Genomic DNA, 12303 nt, shown 5'->3' on the forward strand with positions numbered 1-12303 from the left:
GCGTAACGTCCCGTCGTCGGCGCGGCGAGTCGCAACGACCCGCCGGTGTGGACCGCCGGTGCGGCGGATTGGGCGGCAGGCGGTACGGTCGCCGGTGATGAGGCGGTGGGCGTTATGACGGACACGAACACGGGCCAGCAGAATGCCGCCGGTGGCGGTGCGGGCCGAGCCAGTGTCGTGCTCGGCGGTGGGTTGGCGGCGGTGCTGCTCGCCGCCATCGGCGCGACCGGTGGCTGGTTGCTGGCCGGCGAGGACGAGGCACCCGCTGGCGATCCGCTGGCCGTCGCGACCACGACCGGCACGCCGACCGGCCGGGCCACCGCACCCCGACCGACCAGCGGGCGGCCGACACCGTCGGCCGCCCAGACCTCCGCGACCTCGACCAAGGGGACCGGCCTGACCGTGCCGCCGGTGATCGGCACCGACTTCGAGCAGGCCCGGGAGACGCTGCGCAAGCAGCGGTTGGGTTGGCAGCTGGTCTTCGGTGACGGCGTCGGCCGTACGGTCGAGAGCACCGCACCCGACGTGGGCGTGGAGGTCGCCCGGGGGACGACGGTGCGACTACAGGTCGCCGGGCCGGCACCGGCCGCCGAGGTGCCGGACGTGGTCGGCAAGAGCTGCGCCGACGCCGCCGACGAGTTGGTCGACGAGGGCCTCTACCCGCGCTACGTCAGCGGACGCTCTGGGAAGGTCAACCGGCAGGAGCCGGCCGAGGATGGGCCGGCCCGGTGGAACGACCAGGTCAGCATCTGGTGTGGGGCGGGCTCCGCCGACCAGCCGACCGTGAAACCCACGCTCTGATTCCAGTCCGGCGGTCGAACCTCCCGACGGGCACCCGCCGCTCCGCCGTGCCGGCAGTCGGCGCGGCTCGGCCCGCTGATCCCCACCGATGGCCGTCTGGGCGGTTAGGTTGGCGGTCGAGGGCCATGTGACGCCCGTCCGGTTCGGGAAAGGACGTGCGATGAGCGACGACCGCCAGGAGCCTCCCGCCGGCGAGCACGACGACGACCAGACCCGCCCCCTGCCGCCCCCCGCCGACCAGCCGGGCACGCCGGCCGACCGGACTGCGCCGATTCCGCCGCCGTGGTCCGGGCGGGCCGAGGTGCGGTCGCCCCGACCGGACGACGGGGAGTGGTACGTCGAGGAGCAGGGTGGTCGACGGTGGTGGCTTCCGATCCTCTGGGGCGTACTCGCGCTGCTGCTCGCCGGTCTGCTCGGGGGCGCGCTCTGGTTGGTGCTCTCCCAGCAGGATGCCGACCGGGACGATCCCGGGTCCACCCCGTCCCCTCCGCCGACCAGTGCCCCCAGCGCCTCGCCGACCAGCGCGACTCCCACCTCGGCGGCACCCACAAGCGAGACGCCGAGCAGCCCGGCGACCACGAGCGCGCCGGTCGAGGTGCCGGTGCCGCCGCTCGCCGGTCTGCCGCAGGCCACCGCCGAGGGTCTGTTGGACCGGCTCGGCCTGACCTACCGGGTGGTGTACCGCCCGTCCGAGCTGCCGCCCGGGACCGTGGTGGGCACCGAGCCGGGGGCGGGCACACCGGTGTCGGTCGACGACGGGCTGTTGTTGGTCATCTCCCAGGCCCAGCCCTCGGACGAGGCGAGTCCGACCACGCCGAGCCCCACGGCGACGCGTACGCCGTGAGCGTCTGACCGCCGGTCACGGTGTGCGCGTCACCGGCGGCCGGCGGTCACCACATTCTGCGACGGGTGCCGACGAGGCCGAGGCCGGCCAGCGAGATGGTGAGGCCGAAGATGCCGGACCAGAACAGGGAACGGCGGATGTCCGTGGCGCTGTGCCCGGCGGGGGCGGCTTCGGTGAGGTCCTGACGGCCGTTGGACTGGCCGCCGGCACCCAGGCCGGACGCCGGCCCGGTCGGGTCGGCAACTCCGGCGTGGTCGCCCGGGGGGTCGGCACCGATCCAGCCGGGTGCCTCGTAGCCGGACTGGTCGTCGCCCGTCGGCGGGTCGGGGTCGAGCACGGTGATCTCCGGTGCGGGCACCGGGGCGGTCAGCCGGGTGGACGACATCGCCGGGTCGCGGACGAGGACCAGGAGTGTCGCCATCGCCCCGAGGAGGGCGAGGAGTCCAAAGGCGTAGGCGATACGGGAGCGGTGGTGCCGCCGCAGGGCGGGCTGATTGACCATGACCATCCCAGGGTCAGGGTCCTTGACGAGCGGGTGAAACGGTGCCGGGGTGGGCGTACCAATTCTATGGCGACAGCACGCCCACCGGCGGCGGATCGGGTCGGTCAGCCCACCCGGACCGGGGTTCGCGCGACCGGCCGGCGGGCCCGCACCGTGTGCGGACGGGGTTCGGGGGCGGCCTGCAACTGCTGCAGCCCTTCCCGTTGGACGAAGATCGAGCGTCGGGTGACCGCGTCGCCCGCGGCATTCAACTCGTAACCGTCGAGCCAGAGCCAGCCGTCGTAGGTCGGCCAGTCGAGCACCCGGATCACCCGGAACTTGATCGGCCTGAGGAACTGGACACTCGCCGCGCGAGTCACGTGCAGTACGTCACCGGTGCGGGGAAGCACATGGGCTCCTGGGGAGGATTGGCCGGCGGCTGCGCCGGCGGTGCCTGAACGGGGGACGTCTCGGCCGGCGACGGGGTCGTGCCTCGTGGACCGGTGGTGCGGTTTGGCGGTGGTCGGGCCGTACTCCGCTGGTGGCGTGCCGCCACCCGACCACCACCCGGTTGCTTCCGGGAACCGCGCCCGCCGCCGCAGCTTGCCGGCTTGCAGCGGCGGGGTCTTTCAACCCGGAGCAGGTCTCGTTGTCGTCGGCCGGGCCCGCGTCGTGCCCGGTGTTCCCGGATCGGTGGGGTCACCACTCCGAGGGACCGAACGGGGACGCTGAGTGATCCGTGCCATACGGACAGACTGCATCAGGGACGTGCTTCATGCAAGTTGCACGTCGACTTTTGCCGATACGTGAGCGTGTCGCGCGAAAGGGCTATTGAAGCCATCCGCGTCCGGACGGCACACTGAGGGCCGGTTTCGCCCGTCGCGGCCGGCCGAGGACCGGCACCACCCCCTCGTCGCGAACGCTCGCCGGTCGACGGTCGCGCCCCCGGCGGGTGTCACCCAGTGGCGCGTTACCGGAGGTAGCCCGAGTGGGGTCGAGCAGCCAGCGGCGGGGACCAGTGACTCACGGCCTGCGCGATGAGTGAGCGGCGCAGTCCCACCATCAGACGGCGGCGGCTCGGTGCCGAGCTGCGCCGCCAGCGGGAGTCCGCCGGGATCACCATCGAGGTGGTCGCCGAACAGTTGGAGTGCTCGGCGTCGAAGGTCTCCCGGATCGAGACCGGGCACACCACGGCCACCCCTCGCGACGTCCGGGACATGCTGCGGATCTACGGCGTGGTCGGCGCCGAGAGCGACGAGCTGGTGCAGATCGCCCGGGAGGCCCGCCAGAAGGGCTGGTGGCACCCGTACAGCACGGTGCTCGTCGGCGCGTACGTCGGGCTGGAGGCGGCGGCGAGCTCGATCCGGGCGTACGAACAGCAGGTCGTGCCGGGTCTTCTGGAGACCGAGGAGTACGCCGGGGCCATGATCCGCGCCGCCCGGCCGGACTTCACCGCCGATCAGGTGCATCAAAGAGTGCGTGTCCGTTTGGGCCGTCAGTCGTTATTGACCCAGGACGATCCGGTCGATCTGTGGGTGGTGCTCGATGAGGCGGTGGTAAGTCGGCCGGTGGGCGGGGACGAGGTGATGCGCGGCCAACTCAAGCGGTTGGTCGAGGTGGCCGAGTTGCCGAACGTGACGCTGCAGATCCTGCCCTTCGAGGTGGGTGCGCATGCCGGCATGGACGGCACGTTCACGATCCTCAGCTTCCCTGAGCCCGGTGATCCGGATGTTGTGTACGCGGAGAACGCCACGGGTGGGCTTTTCCTCGAGAAGAGCGACGAACTACAGAAGTACAGCTTCATCTTCGATCACATCCGCGCCGCGGCCATACGTCCGGAGGAGTCCGTCGCACACATCGCAAAACTGGCAGAGGAGCCGTTGTGGAAATGGCGACCAAAGGGTTCCCCGTGGACCTGACGCAGGCAGCATGGTTCAAGAGCTCGAAGAGCGGGCCGAACTGTGACAACTGCGTGGAGGTGGCGTACGTGACGGGGGCGGTCGGAGTGCGGGACTCGAAGGACAAGGCGGGCCCCGCCCTGGTCTTCGCGCCGGGTGACTGGCACGCCTTCGTCGCCGGCACCCGGGGTGGTGTGTTCGGCGAGGTCTGACCGACTGGTCAGTGGAGTCCCCGTCCGGTTCGCCGGACGGGGACTCTGCCGTGTGCGCGTGAGCCGTCGCGCACGGTCGAGTCGTGGCCGAGGGCCGGCGAGGTTCCGTCGGGATTCCCGTCGCCAGACAGCCCCCGTCTCGTTGAACCGGTCGGTACGGCGCTGGTCGACGACCCGCCGCACCGACCCGCAACCGAGCGAGTAGGCGAGACGGATGACGACGATCGGTTCAGACAACCTCACCACCGGTCCGGCGAAGCCGGAGCGGTTCGGTGGCAAGTACCGCGGTGCTCGTCGGGACACGGTTCTGACCGAGGTGGTCTCGACCGACCAGGACTTGAGTGGGCGGGATAGCGATTCCGAGACGACGGATCCGCCGCTCTCACTGCCCTCGTTGGACCCGAACCCGCTGATCGAGCCGTCGTTCCCGCCGGCCGGATGGCCGATGGAGCCGCCCGAGTCCCTGGCTGACCACCCGTTGCTGCGTGGTCTGCTGATGGAGCTGCCGCCGAAGGGCACCGTGCCCTCGCAGGACTGGCTGGACCGCTGGTTCGAGGCGACCAGGTCGATCCTGGAGTTGCTATACGTGCAGAGCGCCAGCCGTCCGCGTTGACCGTGCGGCGGCGGGCCGGGCCCGCTCGGCGAAGCGGTTGTGCCGGAGCGCGTGCCGCACCGCGATGACGGCCACCGCGAGGGCCCCCACGGTGATGGCCGGGCCGGTGACGCCAGGATCGGCTCCGAGGTCGGTGCCGGCCGCCGCGATCAACGCTGGCACCGTCGCCAGGGCGGTCACCTGCAAGGGCAGCCCGACGAGCGGATGAGCCGCGGCGGCGCGCAGCCCGTGCGGAGCGGGTGTGGCGGGTGCACTGGCGAACGCGCCCGCCCCGGCTCGCAGCCGGCGGATTCGTCGTACCGAGCAGAGCGTCGCCACGAGCGCCGGCCCGGCGGCCAGGGTGAGCCCGGCGGCGGCCTGGTCGACCGGCGCGGTGCCGGCATCGAACAGCCCTCCGCCGAGCACGGCCGCGGTGAGCGCCGTGCCGGTGAGGGTCAGCGCCAGCAACCAGCCGGTACGCCGGTGCAGCGCGCGGGTGTTGAGCAGCCGGGGAAGTCCGTCGGCGACGACGCCGGCGGCCAGCCACACGGCGGCGATCGGCAGCAGGATGGTGAGCTGACTCTCCATGTTCGAGAGTCTTTCCCGAATCCCGCCGGGGCGAATCCGGGCCCGTCCCCCGTTCGCCCCGGACACCGGGCCCGTAGGGGGTCATCACTCGAAGGTATGGCCGTTTCGACATGTTCAAGTGGCCGATGGCTGACTTAGTCTCAGCTCGATCGGCAAGCGTCGATTGATGTTGGGACCGGTGGTCTCGTTCCGCCGCCGGTCAGAGGGAGGTAGGAGATGGGTCTTCCACGAAGGTCCGTACTGGTCGGGGTGGCTGCGGTGACCATGCTGGCCGTCGGCACCCCGGCCCTGGCCGCCGAACCCGTCGGTGTGGTTCGGGCCGCCGGCGGAGCCACCGCCGTGCCGGACAGCTACATCGTCGTACTCAAGGACAGCGCCGTGGCCCGGGACCGGGTCGGCGACACCGCGAAGCGGCTCTCCGGCCGCCACGGCGGCACGGTGGCCCGCACCTACGGCGCGGCGCTGCGCGGCTTCGAGGTCAAGGTGAGCGCGAACGCGGCGGCCCGGATCGCCGCCGACCCGGCGGTGGCGTACGTCGAGCAGAACCACACCGTGTCGATCTCCGGAACGCAGGCCAACCCGCCCTCCTGGGGTCTCGACCGGATCGACCAGCGCAACCTGCCGCTGGACAGCTCCTACACCTACCCGAACACGGCGAGCAACGTGCACGCCTACATCATCGACACCGGCATCCGGTTCTCCCACAACGACTTCGGCGGCCGGGCGACCTCCGGTTACGACGCGGTCGACGGCGGGTCGGCAGACGACTGCAACGGACACGGCACGCACGTGGCCGGCACCGTCGGCGGATCCGCCTACGGGGTGGCCAAGGCCGTCCAGCTCGTCGGCGTACGGGTGCTGAACTGCTCCGGCAGTGGCACCAACGCCGGTGTCATCGCCGGCGTCGACTGGGTCACCGCGAACGCGATCAAGCCGGCGGTGGCGAACATGAGCCTCGGCGGCGGCGCGAACAGCTCCCTGGACAACGCCGTCCGCAACTCGATCGCCTCGGGTGTCACGTACGGCCTGGCGGCCGGCAACGACAACGGCGCGAACGCGTGCAACACCTCCCCGGCGCGTACCACGGAGGCCATCACGGTCGGCTCGACGACCAGCTCCGATGCCCGCTCGTCGTTCTCCAACGTCGGCACCTGCCTGGACATCTTCGCGCCCGGCTCGTCGATCACCTCGGCCTGGTACACCAGCAACACGGCGACCAACACGATCAGCGGCACCTCGATGGCCACCCCGCACGTGGTCGGGGCGGCGGCCCTGGTGGCCAGCGCCAACCCGAGCTGGACCCCGGCGCAGGTCCGCAACCAGCTGGTGGCCAACGCGACCCCCAACGTGGTGGGCAACCCCGGCTCGGGCTCACCGAACCTGTTGCTCTACGTGGGCACCGGCAGCACCCCGCCGCCGCCCACCGGCTGCACCGGCACCAACGGCACCGACGTGTCGATCCCGGACGCCGGCTCGGCGGTGACCAGCTCGATCACCATCTCCGGCTGTGGCCGCAACGCCTCCTCGGCCTCCACCGTGGCGGTGAACATCGTGCACACCTACCGCGGTGACCTGGTCATCGACCTGCTCGCCCCGGACGGCAGCGCGTACCGGCTGAAGAACAGCAGCACCTCGGACAGCGCCGACAACGTGATCGCCACGTACACGGTCAACGTCTCCGGTGAGGCTGCCGACGGCGTCTGGCGACTCCGGGTGCAGGACACCTACGCGGCCGACACCGGCTACATCAACACCTGGACCCTGACCGTCTGACGGGTCTGCCACGACTGAGGCCCCACCCGGGACACGCCGGGTGGGGCCTCGCGTCGTACGGGTCGCGGTGTCGTGCGGGTCGGGCTCAGACCGAGAAGGTGGCCGGTCGCTCGGTGGCCGGCGCCGGCGGTCGGGCCTTCCACAGGCCGACCTTCTGCGCGAAGAGCCGGGTCAGGTAGGCCGGGTTGAGGATGACGTAGCGGCGCCAGAGCCGTTTCGGCTCCAGACCGAGTCGCCAGAACCACTCCAGGCCGGCACGCTGCATCCACGGCGGGGGTTGGCGCAGCAGCCCGGCGTGGTAGTCGAAGGCCGCGCCGACCGCCATCAGCGGCATGTCGAGCAGCGGTCGCATGGCGTACGCGAAGACCTCCTGGCGCGGGCAGCCGAGCCCGACCAGGACCAGTCGGGCACCGCTGGACCGGATTCGGTCGGCGATCTCGACATCCTCACCGGGCTGGACGGCACGGAACTTGGACGGCTCCACGCCGGCGATCTTCAGCGCGGGGAACATCCGCTCCAGGGCCGGGATCAGCCGGGCGAGGGTCTCCTCGGTCGAGCCGTACAGGTAGACCGGCAGGCCCTCGTCGGCGAAGCGCGACAGCACGTGCAGGGTCAACGTCGGCCCGTACACCCGGTCGGCGAGCCCGGCGTGGTGCAGCAGGTTGAGCGCCCACCGCACCGGCTGCCCGTCCGGCGTGACCACGTCGAAGGAGTTGAGCCGCGCGTTGTGCGCCGGGTCCAGCACTCCGGTCATCACCCCGTGCACGGCCAACGCGGTCAGCGCGAGGGGCCGGCGATCGTGCGCCGCGGTCACCACCGCGTCGGTCGCCGTGGCGTAGTCGGTGGCGTCGACCAGGACGCCGAGCACGTTGCGCTTGGTCCGCGTGGTCACGGCTGGGCCACCCACTTGTCCACGTTGGCCTCGTAGATCTCCCGCAGGATCATCGGCACGTCGTAGGTGATCTTCCAGTCCGGGTACTGCGCCTCGAACCGGGCCATGCTGCTGACGTACCACTGGTGGTCGCCGGTGCGGTTCTGCTCGACGTAGTTGATCCGCGCCTCACGGCCGGCGATCTCCTCCGCGATCCGGAACGCCTCGATGTGCGAGGTGTTGGAGTGCCGCCCGCCGCCGAGGTTGTAGACCTCCGCGGATCGCGGAGCCCGGAAGAACGCCTCGAACGCGGTCAGCACGTCGCGCGAGTGGATCGCGTCGCGGACCATCTTGCCCTTGTAACCGAACAGGTTGTATGTCCGGCCCTCCATGACGCAGCGCATCAGGTAGGCCAGGAACCCGTGCAGTTCGGCCGCGGAGTGCGCCGGGCCGGTCAGCGTGCCGCCCCGGAAGCAGGCGGTCTTCATGTCGAAGTAGCGCCCGTACTCCTGGACCATCACGTCCGCGGCGACCTTCGAGGCCCCGAAGACCGAGTGCAGCGAGTGGTCGATCGACATCTCTTCGGTGATGCCCTGGTACCAGCGGTGGTCCTCGGGCAGCTCGTACCGGGTCTCCAACTCGACGAGCGGCAGGCTGTTGGGCCGGTCGCCGTAGACCTTGTTGGTCGAGCAGTGGATGAACGGGGCGTCGATCGCGTGCCGGCGGGTGTTCTCCAGGATGTTGAGCGTGCCGCCGGCGTTCACGTCGAAGTCCGTGTACGGCTCCTTGGCCGCCCAGTCGTGGCTCGGCTGCGCGGCGCTGTGGATCACCACGGCGATGTCCGAGCCGTACTTCTTGAACACCTGCTCCAGGCCGTCCCGGTCCCGGATGTCGACCGCGAAGTGGGTGTAGGCGTTACCCAGGTCACGGCCGAGCCGTTCCAGACTCCAGGAGGTGGAGCCGTCCTCGCCGAAGAAGTACCGGCGCATGTCGTTGTCGATGCCGACGACATCCAGACCGAGGCCGGCGAAATGCCGGACCGCCTCGGAGCCGATCAGACCACCCGACCCTGTCACCAACGCGACACTCACACGCCACTCCTGGTCCATCGGAGGCAGAATCCATCGGAGCATAGCGTGACGCCCGGCACGCCCCGATATGACGGAAGGGCCCCGCATCAAGCGGAGCCCTCGTCGGTGGTGGGGATGGGGGGAGTTGAACCCCCACGCCCTTTCGGGCACACGGACCTGAACCGTGCGCGTCTGCCATTCCGCCACATCCCCGTGGCACAACCCGGAACACTCTAGCCGCCCCGGCCCCGCTGTCTCCAACGGGCCCCGGGAATACTACGCTGTCCCCGACGCTCGCCACGAGCGATTACCGTTCGTGGCGGACGAAAGATTAGCACGACAGTCCCGGCCCTTCCGAACGGGTCGAGAGCAGGCGGCCGAGCGGCGTGTGAGCTGCGCGCGCGCCGGCCGGATACCATCATGTCCTCGGGACCCGAGGAGGAGCCGGTGAGCGTGCTGCAACGCTTCGAGAAGCGTCTGGAAGGCCTGGTCGAAGGGGCCTTTGCCAAGGTCTTCAAAGGGGTGGTCCACCCCGTGGAGATCCTCAACGCCATGCAGCGGGAGGCCGAGGCGCACAAGGCGATCCTGGCCGGTGGGCGCACGTTGGTGCCCAACCGCTACGTGATCGATCTCTCGCCGTTCGACCACAGTCGGCTGGCGCCGTACGCCGCCGCGCTGGCCCAGGAGTTGGCCCAGTCGCAGGCGGAGTTCATCGGCGAGCAGGCGTGGACGGTCTACGGCGACGTGATCGTCGAGATCGAGCGAGGCGAGGGCCTGGACACGGGCATGTTCCGTGTCACGGCCGAGGTCTACACCGGCGGCGAGGTCGCCCCGGTGTCGGCGCCCGGCTACGACGCCGGCCCGCCCGCCTACCCCACGTACGACCAGGGCGGCGGCTACGGCCCGCCACCCGGGCACGGCGGCGGTCGCAACGTGCGGCTGGTCTCCGGCGACGGTCGTACCTACCCCCTCCAGATGGGGTCGACGGTGATCGGTCGCGGCGACCAGGCCAACCTGCGCCTGCCCGACGTCGGCATCTCCCGGCGACACGCCCGGCTGGATTTCGACGGGGGCCAGGTCGTGCTGACGGACCTGGGCTCGACCAACGGCACCATGGTGAACGGGCAGCGGGTCTCCGCCGTCGCGCTCAACCCCGGTGACATGGTCCAGCTCGGCACGACGACGCTGACCTTCCGCGTGGACGGCTGACCCGCCTTGCCGGAACTGGTCATCACCGTTGCCCGGTTCGGGTTCCTGATCCTGCTGTGGATCTTCGTGTTCACGGTGGTCGGCGTGATCCGCCGGGACCTCTTCGCGGGCGCCCGGTCCGGTCGCCTGGTGGCCGCGCCACGCGCGGTGGGCGCCTCGACGGGGCAGGCGGCCAAACCGGCGAAGGTGAAGCGGGGCAGGGCGGCGCACCAGCTGGTGGTGACCGCCGGTCAGCTGGCCGGCACCAGGATCACCCTCGGTGAAGCGCAGATCACGATCGGTCGGGCTGAGGACTCCACCCTGGTCATCACCGACGACTACGCCTCTGCGCGACACGCCCGGCTCGTGCCGCGTGACGGGCAGTGGTACGTCGAGGACCTCGGCTCGACTAACGGCACGTACCTCGATCGCGCTAAGGTCACCGGACCAACCCCCGTCCCCCTCGGCGTGCCGATCCGGATCGGCCGCACTTCCCTCGAATTACGGCCATGACTCTGACCCTGCGCTATGCGGCCCACAGCGACCGCGGTCTGATCCGAGACGGCAATCAAGACTCCGTCTACGCCGGGCCGCGGTTACTCGCCGTTGCCGACGGCATGGGCGGTATGGCCGCCGGTGACGTCGCCAGCAACATCGTCATCGGTGCCATGGCGCCGCTCGACGAGGACGTCCCGGGGGACGCTCTCGTCGATGCGTTGCGTTCGGCCGTGGGCACCGCCAACCAACAACTCCGCGACACGGTGGACGCCAACCCGCAGCTGGAGGGGATGGGCACCACGCTGACGGCGACCCTCTTCACCGGCAGCAAGCTGGGCATGGTCCACATTGGCGACTCGCGGGCCTATCTGCTGCGCAATGGCGAGTTCGCGCAGATCACCAAGGACGACACGTACGTCCAGATGCTCGTCGACGAGGGCCGCATCAGTGCCGAGGAGGCGAGTAGCCACCCGCAGCGGTCGCTGCTCACCCGTGCCCTCGACGGCCGGGACATCGATCCGGAGTACTCGGTACGCCAGGTCATGCCCGGCGACCGGTACCTGATCTGTAGCGACGGCCTCTCGGGTGTGGTCAGCGCCGAAACCATCGGCGAGACCCTGCGGGAGTACACCGACCCGCAGCAGTGCGTCGAGCGGCTGGTGCAGCTCGCGCTGCGCGGCGGTGGGCCGGACAACATCACGGTGATCATCGCGGACGCCACGGATCAGGACATCGTCGAGGCGACCCCGATCGTGGGCGGCGCCGCCGCCCGGGACCGGGGCATGGCGACCTCCGCCGACGACTCGACTCCGGCCGCCCGTGCCTCGGCGCTCTCCGCGCCACGCCCGGCCGCGCCCGAGGAGCCGGCCGCCGCCGATGACGACGCCGACCGACCCAAGCGACGCCCGGTACGGACCGCCGCCATGGCGCTGGCCCTGCTGGTGATCGTCGGTGGCGGCGCCTTCGGTGGTTGGACGTACACCCAGCGGCAGTACTACGTGGGCGCCACCGAAGAGGGGCAGGTCGCCGTCTTCCGTGGTGTCCAGGGTCAGATCGCCGGGATGGACCTGTCCAGCGTGCACCGCCGCAGCGGCACCCGCCTGGACGACCTGACCGTCGCCGCGCAGGACACCGTCAAGGTCGGCATCCGGGCCAAGAGTGAGCCGGACGCCGAGCGTCAGCTCGCCGAGCTGACCAGCGACACGCCGAGCAACCCCAACCTGAAGCCGCTCTGCCCGCTCGACCCGACCACGGCGGCGGGGCCCACGCCCACGCCGCCGCCGATCGGGTCGACGCCGACGCCGAACGGCAGCCCGAACGCCAACGTGTCGCCGACCCCCAACGGGGTCGTCAGCGCGAGCCCGACCGTCGGTGCCACCACCGCTCTCGGTGGGGCCGGCGCGACCACCACACCCGACGTCACGCCCTCCGACTCGGCCACGCCGGCGCTCGACCCGGCCGGTTGCCGGTCTCCTGAGTGAGCGTCG

14 protein-coding genes and 1 tRNA gene are annotated in these 12303 nt (G+C 70.9%); 9 read left to right on the forward strand and 6 right to left on the reverse strand.

Annotation, left to right across the window (positions count from 1 at the left end; genetic code table 11):
• Nucleotides 1–114 precede the first annotated feature (114 nt).
• Together AB0J33_RS01065 and AB0J33_RS01070 are read left to right on the forward strand one after the other, a co-directional pair.
• Entirely contained in the window at nt 115–801 is a 687-nt protein-coding gene (locus AB0J33_RS01065) for a PASTA domain-containing protein (protein WP_363608566.1), read from the forward strand.
• Nucleotides 802–961: 160 nt separating this feature from the next.
• Nucleotides 962–1645 (forward strand): PASTA domain-containing protein, encoded by a 684-nt coding sequence (locus tag AB0J33_RS01070; RefSeq protein WP_363608568.1) that lies wholly within the window; start codon nt 962–964, stop codon nt 1643–1645.
• A gap of 46 nt (nt 1646–1691) precedes the next feature.
• Here the strand turns inward: AB0J33_RS01070 and AB0J33_RS01075 are convergent, their stop codons facing one another.
• Both AB0J33_RS01075 and AB0J33_RS01080 read right to left on the reverse strand, forming a co-directional pair.
• Nucleotides 1692–2153: a hypothetical protein gene (locus AB0J33_RS01075; protein WP_363608570.1), complete on the reverse strand. Its 462-nt coding sequence runs from the start codon at nt 2151–2153 to the stop codon at nt 1692–1694.
• Between the two features lie 98 nt (nt 2154–2251).
• Nucleotides 2252–2536: a hypothetical protein gene (locus AB0J33_RS01080; protein WP_124775688.1), complete on the reverse strand. Its 285-nt coding sequence runs from the start codon at nt 2534–2536 to the stop codon at nt 2252–2254.
• 627 nt (nt 2537–3163) lie between these two features.
• Between AB0J33_RS01080 and AB0J33_RS01085 the strand changes: the two genes are divergently transcribed.
• From AB0J33_RS01085 to AB0J33_RS01095, 3 genes are all read left to right on the forward strand, one after another.
• Nucleotides 3164–4045, forward strand: a complete 882-nt coding sequence (locus AB0J33_RS01085; RefSeq protein WP_091396372.1) for a helix-turn-helix transcriptional regulator — start codon at nt 3164–3166, stop codon at nt 4043–4045.
• The gene (locus AB0J33_RS01090; RefSeq protein WP_363608573.1) at nt 4015–4236 is read left to right on the forward strand and encodes a DUF397 domain-containing protein; all 222 of its coding nucleotides are present in this window, start codon (nt 4015–4017) and stop codon (nt 4234–4236) included. Before AB0J33_RS01085 ends, AB0J33_RS01090 begins: the two co-directional genes overlap by 31 nt.
• 214 nt (nt 4237–4450) lie before the next feature.
• A complete protein-coding gene (locus AB0J33_RS01095) occupies nt 4451–4849 on the forward strand; it encodes a hypothetical protein (protein WP_363608575.1) in 399 nt (132 codons plus the stop codon).
• On the opposite strand, the gene AB0J33_RS01100 is transcribed toward AB0J33_RS01095, so the two are convergent.
• Nucleotides 4817–5416, reverse strand: coding sequence for a hypothetical protein (locus AB0J33_RS01100; RefSeq protein ID WP_363608577.1), 600 nt, complete (start codon nt 5414–5416; stop codon nt 4817–4819). The two genes, AB0J33_RS01095 and AB0J33_RS01100, sit on opposite strands and share 33 nt — an antisense overlap.
• A 216-nt stretch (nt 5417–5632) precedes the next feature.
• Between AB0J33_RS01100 and AB0J33_RS01105 the strand changes: the two genes are divergently transcribed.
• Complete coding sequence (locus tag AB0J33_RS01105; protein WP_363608579.1) at nt 5633–7189, forward strand: S8 family serine peptidase; 1557 nt, start codon at nt 5633–5635, stop codon at nt 7187–7189.
• An 85-nt stretch (nt 7190–7274) separates the two neighbouring features.
• Here the strand turns inward: AB0J33_RS01105 and AB0J33_RS01110 are convergent, their stop codons facing one another.
• The 3 genes from AB0J33_RS01110 to AB0J33_RS01120 form a co-directional block, all read right to left on the reverse strand.
• A complete protein-coding gene (locus AB0J33_RS01110) occupies nt 7275–8081 on the reverse strand; it encodes a WecB/TagA/CpsF family glycosyltransferase (RefSeq protein WP_363608581.1) in 807 nt (268 codons plus the stop codon).
• Nucleotides 8078–9193 (reverse strand): NAD-dependent epimerase/dehydratase family protein, encoded by a 1116-nt coding sequence (locus AB0J33_RS01115; protein ID WP_363608583.1) that lies wholly within the window; start codon nt 9191–9193, stop codon nt 8078–8080. Before AB0J33_RS01115 ends, AB0J33_RS01110 begins: the two co-directional genes overlap by 4 nt.
• A gap of 64 nt (nt 9194–9257) precedes the next feature.
• Nucleotides 9258–9343, reverse strand: a tRNA-Leu gene (locus tag AB0J33_RS01120).
• Nucleotides 9344–9550: 207 nt separating this feature from the next.
• On the opposite strand from AB0J33_RS01120, the gene AB0J33_RS01125 reads away from it, so the two are divergent.
• From AB0J33_RS01125 to AB0J33_RS01135, 3 genes are read left to right on the forward strand one after another with little or no spacing between them, the layout of a single operon-like run.
• Nucleotides 9551–10339, forward strand: a complete 789-nt coding sequence (locus tag AB0J33_RS01125; RefSeq protein ID WP_269681726.1) for a DUF3662 and FHA domain-containing protein — start codon at nt 9551–9553, stop codon at nt 10337–10339.
• Between the two features lie 6 nt (nt 10340–10345).
• The gene (locus AB0J33_RS01130) at nt 10346–10831 is read left to right on the forward strand and encodes an FHA domain-containing protein (protein ID WP_088986981.1); all 486 of its coding nucleotides are present in this window, start codon (nt 10346–10348) and stop codon (nt 10829–10831) included.
• Complete coding sequence (locus tag AB0J33_RS01135) at nt 10828–12297, forward strand: PP2C family serine/threonine-protein phosphatase (RefSeq protein ID WP_363608586.1); 1470 nt, start codon at nt 10828–10830, stop codon at nt 12295–12297. Before AB0J33_RS01130 ends, AB0J33_RS01135 begins: the two co-directional genes overlap by 4 nt.
• Nucleotides 12298–12303 lie beyond the last annotated feature (6 nt).

This window comes from Micromonospora sp. NPDC049645 (assembly GCF_040675155.1).
Taxonomy (GTDB): Bacteria; Actinomycetota; Actinomycetes; order Mycobacteriales; family Micromonosporaceae; genus Micromonospora.

Coding starts and splice junctions, on each gene's coding strand:
- AB0J33_RS01075 (WP_363608570.1), bottom strand. CDS start 2,153: ATGGTCATGGTCAATCAGCCCGCCCTGCGGCGGCACCACCGCTCCCGT.
- AB0J33_RS01095 (WP_363608575.1), top strand. CDS start 4,451: ATGACGACGATCGGTTCAGACAACCTCACCACCGGTCCGGCGAAGCCG.
- AB0J33_RS01090 (WP_363608573.1), top strand. CDS start 4,015: ATGGCGACCAAAGGGTTCCCCGTGGACCTGACGCAGGCAGCATGGTTC.
- AB0J33_RS01115 (WP_363608583.1), bottom strand. CDS start 9,193: ATGCTCCGATGGATTCTGCCTCCGATGGACCAGGAGTGGCGTGTGAGT.
- AB0J33_RS01065 (WP_363608566.1), top strand. CDS start 115: ATGACGGACACGAACACGGGCCAGCAGAATGCCGCCGGTGGCGGTGCG.
- AB0J33_RS01125 (WP_269681726.1), top strand. CDS start 9,551: ATGTCCTCGGGACCCGAGGAGGAGCCGGTGAGCGTGCTGCAACGCTTC.
- AB0J33_RS01100 (WP_363608577.1), bottom strand. CDS start 5,416: ATGGAGAGTCAGCTCACCATCCTGCTGCCGATCGCCGCCGTGTGGCTG.
- AB0J33_RS01105 (WP_363608579.1), top strand. CDS start 5,633: ATGGGTCTTCCACGAAGGTCCGTACTGGTCGGGGTGGCTGCGGTGACC.
- AB0J33_RS01085 (WP_091396372.1), top strand. CDS start 3,164: ATGAGTGAGCGGCGCAGTCCCACCATCAGACGGCGGCGGCTCGGTGCC.
- AB0J33_RS01070 (WP_363608568.1), top strand. CDS start 962: ATGAGCGACGACCGCCAGGAGCCTCCCGCCGGCGAGCACGACGACGAC.
- AB0J33_RS01135 (WP_363608586.1), top strand. CDS start 10,828: ATGACTCTGACCCTGCGCTATGCGGCCCACAGCGACCGCGGTCTGATC.